An 8,112-nucleotide genomic window follows, 5' to 3' on the forward strand; every position below is an offset into this window, starting at 1 on the left:
ATATTTTACTATCAAAATGAGCCAAATATTGAAAAAACTAAAGCTATTTTTTAAACTTGCTTTTAACTTTTTTGTTATAATATCCCATCAAAAATAAAAGGGATATTTTTTATCCGAATTAAGGTTTTAAATTTGAGAGTATATTTAGATAATAACGCCACAACAATGGTTGATCCAGAGGCTTTTGAGCTTATGAAGCCGTTTTTTTGCGAAAAATACGGCAATCCAAACTCACTTCACAAATTTGGCTCAGAGACCCACCCAGCGCTAAGAACAGCACTAGATCAGCTCTACGCCGGACTAAACGCAAAAGATAGCGATGACATCGTCGTTACCTCATGCGCGACCGAGAGCAATAACTGGGTAGTAAAAGGCATCTACTTCGATAAGATCGCAACCGGCGAGAAAAAACGCATCGTAACAACTGCGGTTGAGCACCCAGCTATCTTGGCAACTTGTAAATTTCTAGAAAAATATGGCGTGGATCTTACAGTTTTAGACGTAAATAGCGACGGTATCGTAACTTCAGATCAGCTAAGAGCTGTCATGGATGAAAATGTCGCACTAGTTGCCATAATGACTGCTAACAACGAAACTGGCATGATCTTTCCTATAAAAGAGCTAGCCAGCGTTGCCCACGAATACGGCGCTTTATTTCACACTGATGCCGTGCAAGCAGTTGGCAAGATAAAGATAGATGTTCAACACCTAGACGTTGATTTTCTAAGCTTTTCAGCGCATAAATTTCACGGACCAAAGGGCGTTGGAGCGTTGTTTATAAAAAATAGTATGCCACTAAGTAGCTTGCTTCACGGCGGCGAGCACATGGGCGGACGCAGAAGCGGCACACTAGACGTTCCAGGTATCGTTGGCATGGGCAAAGCACTTGAGCTAGCAAATAAATTTATGGATTACGAGCACTCACACGTTCGCCGTTTGCGTGACAAACTTGAAGACGCATTGCTGCAAATTCCTGATGTTAGCGTCGTTGGCAAAAAAGAGCAACGCGTGCCAAACACCATCCTAGCATCTATCAAAGGCGTCGAGGGCGAGGCGATGCTTTGGGATCTAAATAGAGCTGGCATAGCAGCATCTACTGGCTCTGCCTGTGCGAGCGAGACGCTAGAGAGCAACCCTATCATGGAGGCGATCGGAGCTGACAAAGAGCTAGCTCACACTGCACTTAGACTATCTCTTTCAAGGTTTAACACAGAAGAAGAGATCGACTATGCGATCGAGCAAATAACAAAGGCTGTAAATAGGCTAAGAGGCATATCAAGCACCTTCGCGTACGCCCCAGAGTGGCATAAGAGTGGATTATAAAATTTAAAGGAAAAACATGGCAAAAAATAACTTAATCGGCGGCTCTATCTGGGACGAATACTCAAAGGTAGTGCAAGATAGGATGAATAATCCTAAATTCATGGGCGAGCTAACCGAAGAGGACGCCAAAAAAGCAAACGCAAAACTTATCATCGCTGACTTTGGCGCAGAGAGCTGCGGCGACGCAGTTAGGCTTTACTGGCTCGTTGATGAGAAAACTGACAAAATAATAGACGCTAAATTTAAAAGCTTTGGCTGTGGCACGGCGATAGCTAGCTCTGACACGATGGCTGAGCTTTGCATCGGCAAAACTGTCGATGAAGCGGTTAAGATAACAAATTTAGATGTTGAAAGAGCTATGCGTGACAACCCAGACACCCCAGCCGTCCCACCTCAAAAGATGCACTGCTCAGTTATGGCATACGACGTCATTAAGGCAGCCGCAGCAAGCTACAAGGGCATAGACCCAGAGCACTTTGAAGATGAAATCATCGTTTGCGAGTGTGCTAGAGTGAGCCTTGGCACGATCAAAGAGGTGATCAGGCTAAACGACCTTCACACGGTTGAGGAGATCACGCAGTACACGAAAGCTGGGGCATTTTGTAAATCATGCGTTAGACCTGGCGGACACGAGAAAAAGGACTACTACCTTGTTGATATCTTGCGTGATACGAGGGCTGAAATGGAGCAAGAGAGGCTACAAGCTCAGGCCAACGCTCAAGCAAACAACACACTTAGCGACGTTAGCTTTGAGAGCATGACGATGGTTGGTCAGCTAAAAGCGATCGAATCGATCATCGATAAAGAGATCCGCCCGATGCTTATGATGGATGGCGGAAATTTAGAGATCATAGACATCAGAAACGATAACGGCGAAAACATCGATGTTTATATCCGCTATCTTGGCGCTTGCTCTGGCTGTGCGAGCGGCTCGGCTGGCACGCTTTATGCGATAGAAAATGTCTTACAAGAGAGCTTAAGCCCAAAAATCAGGGTAATGCCTATATAAATTTATCGAACGGCTTCTTTTGGAGCTGTTCGCCCCTGCTAAATTAAATTTACAACCCAGACAATCTAAATTTAACCTTTTAAAAATTTCAAAATTTCACTTCTAGTCTGAGCCAAGTCACCCACAAATTTCTTCTCAAACTGCGATCGGTTAAAGGTTCGCTGACGCTTAGCAAGCTGGGTTGTGTGCGTGGCTATGAGCGTTTCTAGCTCACTTTTTGAAATTTCACCCTCCAAAAACTGCTTGCACTCCTTTAGACCTATCGATTTTAAAGGCTTTGGCTCGCTCTTATACTTGTCAAATAAAAACTTCGCCTCATCTATCAAGCCCTCATCTAACATATTTTTTGTCCGCTTTGCGATGCGAGCTCTAAGCTCCTCTTTATCCCACAAAATTTCAAATATCGCAAGCTCTTTTATGACGCTTGGCTTTGTATTCTCTCGTAGCCAAATGCTTGGAATTTGGCCACTAAATTTATAAATTTGATACCATTTTTCGAGACGATAAGAGTCGTTTTGGCTAAATTTACCTGCAAACTCAGGGTCGTTTTGTAAAGCTAGCTCGTAAATTTCCTCGTTGCTTAAATTTAGCTCGCATTTTGGCACGTCTGGCGCAAGTCCGCTAAGCATCGCCTTTAGATAAAAGCCGCTGCCGCCTGTGATGATGAGCGGGCAGTTTTGCAAGCGCGCAAATTCCTTTGCGTTTTTGTAAATTTCAAAAAACACCCCAACACTAAATTCCTCATCAGGGTAAATTTCATCCACCCCAAAGTGCCTCACAGCCTCCAGTTGCCAGGGCTTTGGCTTTGCGCTGGCTATGTCTATCTCTTTATAAAGTGCTAGCGAGTCAAGGCTTAAAATGACGCCCTCAAACTCCTTTGCTAGCTCAAAGGCTAGATCGCTCTTGCCGCTTGCCGTGGTGCCAATTAGCGCTAGTTCTTTAAACAAATTTAGCCCTCGTAAAGTGAGCTAAAAAGTAAAATTTCATCGCTATCTTCGTTGCTTTTGCCCTCTTTAATAAGATCAGCCAAAACGCCTGCAAAGTGCGGTGCAAAGCTTAGTTCATTTAGCCCGTACGCTTGGTTGTAGATTAAATTTTGATAGGTCTCATCACGTCCAAGAGCTGGCTTGTCGTTTGAGCTAAGAAGGACGAAATTTGCCCTAAAACTAGGCTCTTTTAGCTCGCTTATGCCAAGGTGCCTTTTTAGCTCGTTTAAAAATGCGTTGATCTTTTCTGTTTTTACAAGCGTATCGATCGCACCCACTTGTAAATTTGTGATGATCGTGACGCCATTTTTGTTTGGATAAATTTTGGCAAATATATCATTTAAAATGATCGGTTTTTTAGGGATCTGATCTTCGCTTAGCACAAGATCTATGGTGTAAAATTTAGCCAAAATGGCACTTAAATTTGTCCCTAGCTTGCTTGAAAGCTCCAAATTTCTGCTCGCCACGACAAAGCTATCAGCCTCGTACTCGCCAGCTGCGCCAACAGCCTTTTGCACGGCTTGTCCCTGCGTTTTTAGCTCATAAATTTCATCATTTATAAACTGCACTCCAAGCTCATTTAGCTCGCTAAGAAGCGCCTTTTTTAGCTCACCTGCATCGATACTCGCGTTTTTAGCTAAATTTAGCGCCCCTTTTATGTTTTTATTTATAAATCCAAAATTTGCTAGCTCATTATCTACGCTTAAAATTTCTTGCTCGCTATCAGCGATCTTCATCTCATCAAGCCTCTTTTTAAAGCTCTCATCCTCGCTAAAAACGAGATAAACGCCACTTTTTTCAAATTTTATCTGCGGATATTTTTCGTTTAGCTCTTTTAAAATCTCAAAGCTCTTTTGTCCAAATTTCTTAAACAAAATTCTCATCTTTTTATCGTGAGCCTTTGTTGATTTTAGCGTGAAATTTGCCATCCAAGCCCTAAAGTTTTCATTTAGGCAAAGTGCTATATCAAGCTCGCTTTTTTTACTAACTAGCCCCATAAATGAGCTAGATATCGCTCCATCTCTTGCGAGCGCTGGGGTGTTAAATGGGGTTAAAATTCCGCTCTCAAACTCATCTTTTTGGCTACTAATAACTAAAATTTCCTCGCCCTTTTTAGCTAGCTCAAGTGCCGTAAACAACGCACTAAAACTATCTCCAATAATCGCTATTTTACTCATCATAACCCTTCATTTTAAAATAATGTGGCAATGATAATATAAATTTAGATTTAAAGCAAAATGGTGTAAAATCAGACACTTTTTAAAAAACATGGAAATTTATATGATCAAAAAGCTAAAAGATATCGCAGAACTCATCGTTTTTAAGCACTCGGTTTTTGCCCTGCCCTTTATCTTTGTGGCGATGATAGTTGCGAGCAAGATAGAAAACGGCTCTGCTTGGTTTGGCTTTAAACTGCTTATTTTAGGCACTCTTTGCGCAGTCAGTGCTAGAAATTTTGCCATGGCGTTTAACAGATACCAAGACGAGGACATCGACAAGCTAAACCCACGCACCGCAAGCCGTCCAAGCGTCGATGGGCGCATCGGCAAGGGCAATATGCAACTTTTCATAGCGGCAAATGCGTTTATCTTTATCATCTGTGCTTATTTTGTAAATTCGCTCGCATTTTGGCTGAGCTTTCCTATCCTAACCATTCTTGGCGGATACTCGCTGTTTAAGCGATTTAGCGAGCTAGCGCACTTGGTGCTAGGACTTAGTCTTGGACTTGCTCCGATCGCTGGCGTGGTTGCAGTGAGCGCTGCTATACCGCTTTGGAGCGTGCTACTTTGCCTTGGTGTGACATTTTGGGTGGCTGGATTTGACCTGCTTTACTCGCTTCAAGATATTAAATTTGACCAAGAAAACAAGCTCTTTAGCATACCAGCGATCTACGGCGACAAGGCGACACTATTTTTATCAGCCATTTTTCACGCTCTAGCTTTTATACTTTGGCTACTTTTTGCTTGGGCGGCTGGACTTGGAGCGATGGCGTTTTTTGGCATTGTGGTAAGTGGCGTGATATTATTTTTCGAGCATAGGATCGTAAGGCGCGACTTTAGCAAGATAGATAGGGCGTTTTTCACGCTAAATGGCTACTTGGGAATTTTATTTTTCATCTTTGTTTGGATAAGTGTATTATGAGCGAAGTAAGGCTTTTTAAAGCGCCTCTTAGCATGGTTTATGAGCGTGATAGCTCGGGAGATGAGAAATTTTTAAGAGAATTTAACTCTATCTTGCCAGGCGACGAAGATGCGCTTGGAGCGTGGCTAAAGCGAGCCAAATCACGCGGCGAGACCAAAGAGAGCGACCAAGTCTTGCTAACGCTTGTCATCGAGCTTCATAGAAAGATCGACGCGCTAAGTGATTATATAAAAAATGAGCACAAGCAATACTTGCCACTAAAAGAGAGCGTAGATATCGATGAGATCGGCTTTACGCATATAAAAATAAGCGAAGATAAATTTACAAAAGATGAAATTTACTACGCAAGGATCGCGATGCCTATCTTTCCAAAGAGAAATTTGAGCCTTTATCTAAGGGCACAGGATGAAAGGCTAGCAAAGATAGAGAACATGCACGAAGAGGACGAGGCCGACTGGAACGCTTACGTGACGGCTAGAGAGCGTGTGATGATAAGAGAGCTTAGAGCGAATTCGTAAAGGAAAAATATGGAAATTTACATTTTTTTAGGTTTTGGCATCGTTTTAGCGATAATAATAGCTTTGATATTTATAAAAGATAGCGAGACAAATAAGAAATTTACAAGATATGAGCGTGCCATAGAGAGCGCCATACAAGAAAACTACAATCTCAAAAAGCAGCTAGCCGCACTAGCAAGCTTTAAGCCTGATGACGACGAGCAGCTAAAAGATGTAAAAGATGAGTTAAAAGAGCAGATAAACGAGCAAATAAATGAAAAAATCGTGCCGATAATCCGCGCTATAAAGAGCATCGAGCGAGTGATAGATGACTTTGCAAACGAGCAAAAAGATAGGATGTTTAACCTTGAGGAGCGAACAAGAGATATCAATAAAATCGCCCCAAGTGTTATAAATGAAGAAGAGCAGATCCTAAAGATGTTTAAAGATGGCAAAAGCGCAGCCATGATCGCTAAAGATCTTCACGTGGGTATGGGGCGAGTTGAATTTGTGCTTAAATTTCATAAATTAGCCTAAATTTGGGCTAATTTTAAAAGACAAAACTACTCTTAAACTACAAAAATTAGCTTAAATTTTTATTTAAATTTAAATCTTTTAACATATAATTGAAAATTAAAAAAGCTCTAACCAAGCTTAAAAAAGGTGCTTTATGCTAATAGATAAATATGGTCGGGTTGTTGATTATTTAAGAATTTCTGTGACGCAGCGTTGCAATTTTAGATGTAGATATTGTATGCCTACGACGCCGTTTAGTTGGACGCCAAAAGAGAATTTACTGACATTTGAAGAGCTATTTTTATTTGTAAAAGTAGCTATCGACGAGGGTGTGAAAAAGATCAGGATCACAGGCGGCGAACCGCTCGTGCGCAAGGATCTGGACGTCTTTATAAAGATGATAAGCGATTATAAGCCAGACATCGATCTAGCGCTTACGACAAATGGCTTTATGTTGCCACACTTTGCCAAAAGGCTAAAGGACGCTGGACTAAAGCGCATAAATATGTCGCTTGATACGCTAAATGAGCAAAAGGCTAAATTTATCGCTCAAAAGAGCGTCTTGCACGAGGTTTTGGCTGGCTTTGAGGCAGCACTTGACGCTGGACTAAAGGTCAAGATAAACACAGTCGCTCTAAAAGGCTTTAACGATGATGAGCTTGTAAATTTGCTTGAGTTTGCTAAATTTAGAAACTCTCAGATCAGATTTATCGAATATATGGAAAATTCGCACGCCAAAGAGGATCTAAAAGGGCTAAAAAGCGATGAAATTTTAAAGATCATCTCGCAAAAATATAATGTCACAAAAGATGAAAAATTGCCAAACGCACCTGCGTCTATTTACAGACTTGATGACGGCTATAAATTTGGCATCATTGACCCTCACAAACACGACTTTTGCGAGAGTTGCAACCGCATTAGGCTAAGTGCTGAGGGGCTTTTGATACCTTGCCTTTACTTTGAAGATGCACTAAGTATCAAAAAAGCAGTTGCAAATGGCGACATCGTCGCAGCAAGCGAGATCTTAAGGCAAGTGCTAGCTAACAAGCCAAAAGAGAACAAATGGGCTCTAGGAGCTGAAAATGAAACCTCTTCAAGGGCCTTTTACCAAACTGGTGGTTGATGAGCAAAGAGCTAGAATTAGTTGAGGCATTTTTAAGCATCCAAGGCGAGGGCGCTTATCAGGGCAGGCTCGCTGTGTTTTTACGCTTTTTGGGCTGCAACCTAAACTGCTCTGGCTTTGGCGTAAAGACAAGGTCTTTAAAAACAGGCGAAGAGCTTTTGGGATGCGATAGCATAAGAGCCGTTTTTAAGGGACATTTTCACCACAAAAGATATAGCGCAGATGAAATTTTAAGCCTAGTTGATGGGCTTTGTAAAGGCTTAGAGCAAAAGCCGATCATCGTTTTAACAGGCGGCGAGCCACTCATCTGGCATCAAAATGAAAATTTCATAAATTTGGTAAGAAATTTGCTTATAAATTACGAGGTGCATTTTGAGACAAATGGCACGATCTTGGTTGATTTTGATAAATTTGAAATTTATAAAAACTGCCATTTTGCACTTGGCGTAAAGCTAGCAAATAGTGGAGTTAGCGAGCAAAAACGCATAAATTTAGATGCCATTTTAGCTATCAAAG

9 protein-coding genes are annotated in these 8,112 nt (G+C 41.6%); 7 read left to right on the forward strand and 2 right to left on the reverse strand.

The genetic code is table 11. The features are described from left to right. The first annotated feature begins 132 nt into the window (after positions 1 to 132). Together CYO90_RS07495 and CYO90_RS07500 are read left to right on the forward strand one after the other, a co-directional pair. Positions 133 to 1,323: a NifS family cysteine desulfurase gene (locus tag CYO90_RS07495; RefSeq protein WP_103579049.1), complete on the forward strand. Its 1,191-nt coding sequence runs from the start codon at positions 133 to 135 to the stop codon at positions 1,321 to 1,323. Between the two features lie 16 nt (positions 1,324 to 1,339). Further along, positions 1,340 to 2,332: an iron-sulfur cluster assembly scaffold protein gene (locus CYO90_RS07500; protein ID WP_103579050.1), complete on the forward strand. Its 993-nt coding sequence runs from the start codon at positions 1,340 to 1,342 to the stop codon at positions 2,330 to 2,332. Between the two features lie 71 nt (positions 2,333 to 2,403). Here CYO90_RS07500 and miaA read toward each other — a convergent pair whose 3' ends face one another. Further along, complete coding sequence (gene miaA, locus CYO90_RS07505) at positions 2,404 to 3,279, reverse strand: tRNA (adenosine(37)-N6)-dimethylallyltransferase MiaA (RefSeq protein ID WP_103579051.1); 876 nt, start codon at positions 3,277 to 3,279, stop codon at positions 2,404 to 2,406. Between the two features lie 2 nt (positions 3,280 to 3,281). Next, the gene (locus CYO90_RS07510) at positions 3,282 to 4,496 is read right to left on the reverse strand and encodes an FAD-dependent oxidoreductase (protein ID WP_103579052.1); all 1,215 of its coding nucleotides are present in this window, start codon (positions 4,494 to 4,496) and stop codon (positions 3,282 to 3,284) included. Positions 4,497 to 4,599: 103 nt separating this feature from the next. Here CYO90_RS07510 and mqnP point away from each other — a divergent pair, with 103 nt between their 5' ends. The 5 genes from mqnP to CYO90_RS07535 form a co-directional block, all read left to right on the forward strand. Continuing rightward, positions 4,600 to 5,460, forward strand: coding sequence for a menaquinone biosynthesis prenyltransferase MqnP (gene mqnP / locus CYO90_RS07515; protein WP_429827832.1), 861 nt, complete (start codon positions 4,600 to 4,602; stop codon positions 5,458 to 5,460). Then, a complete protein-coding gene (locus CYO90_RS07520; protein ID WP_103579054.1) occupies positions 5,457 to 5,978 on the forward strand; it encodes a hypothetical protein in 522 nt (173 codons plus the stop codon). The genes mqnP and CYO90_RS07520 overlap by 4 nt, the downstream gene beginning before the upstream one ends. A 9-nt stretch (positions 5,979 to 5,987) precedes the next feature. Beyond that, complete coding sequence (locus tag CYO90_RS07525) at positions 5,988 to 6,494, forward strand: DUF6115 domain-containing protein (RefSeq protein ID WP_004318037.1); 507 nt, start codon at positions 5,988 to 5,990, stop codon at positions 6,492 to 6,494. A 133-nt stretch (positions 6,495 to 6,627) separates the two neighbouring features. Beyond that, entirely contained in the window at positions 6,628 to 7,596 is a 969-nt protein-coding gene (moaA, locus tag CYO90_RS07530) for a GTP 3',8-cyclase MoaA (RefSeq protein WP_012001065.1), read from the forward strand. Further along, on the forward strand, positions 7,596 to 8,112 hold a 517-nt coding region (locus CYO90_RS07535; RefSeq protein ID WP_103579055.1), incomplete at its 3' end, for a 7-carboxy-7-deazaguanine synthase QueE. The genes moaA and CYO90_RS07535, both read left to right, overlap by 1 nt.

Source organism: Campylobacter concisus (genome assembly GCF_002913745.1).
Classification (GTDB): Bacteria; Campylobacterota; Campylobacteria; order Campylobacterales; family Campylobacteraceae; genus Campylobacter_A; species Campylobacter_A concisus_R.

Bases quoted from the DNA above. Each gene is read 5' to 3' on its own strand.
- CYO90_RS07500 (WP_103579050.1), top strand. From the start codon at position 1,340: ATGGCAAAAAATAACTTAATCGGCGGCTCTATCTGGGACGAATACTCA.
- CYO90_RS07510 (WP_103579052.1), bottom strand. From the start codon at position 4,496: ATGAGTAAAATAGCGATTATTGGAGATAGTTTTAGTGCGTTGTTTACG.
- mqnP (WP_429827832.1), top strand. From the start codon at position 4,600: ATGATCAAAAAGCTAAAAGATATCGCAGAACTCATCGTTTTTAAGCAC.
- CYO90_RS07520 (WP_103579054.1), top strand. From the start codon at position 5,457: ATGAGCGAAGTAAGGCTTTTTAAAGCGCCTCTTAGCATGGTTTATGAG.
- CYO90_RS07525 (WP_004318037.1), top strand. From the start codon at position 5,988: ATGGAAATTTACATTTTTTTAGGTTTTGGCATCGTTTTAGCGATAATA.
- moaA (WP_012001065.1), top strand. From the start codon at position 6,628: ATGCTAATAGATAAATATGGTCGGGTTGTTGATTATTTAAGAATTTCT.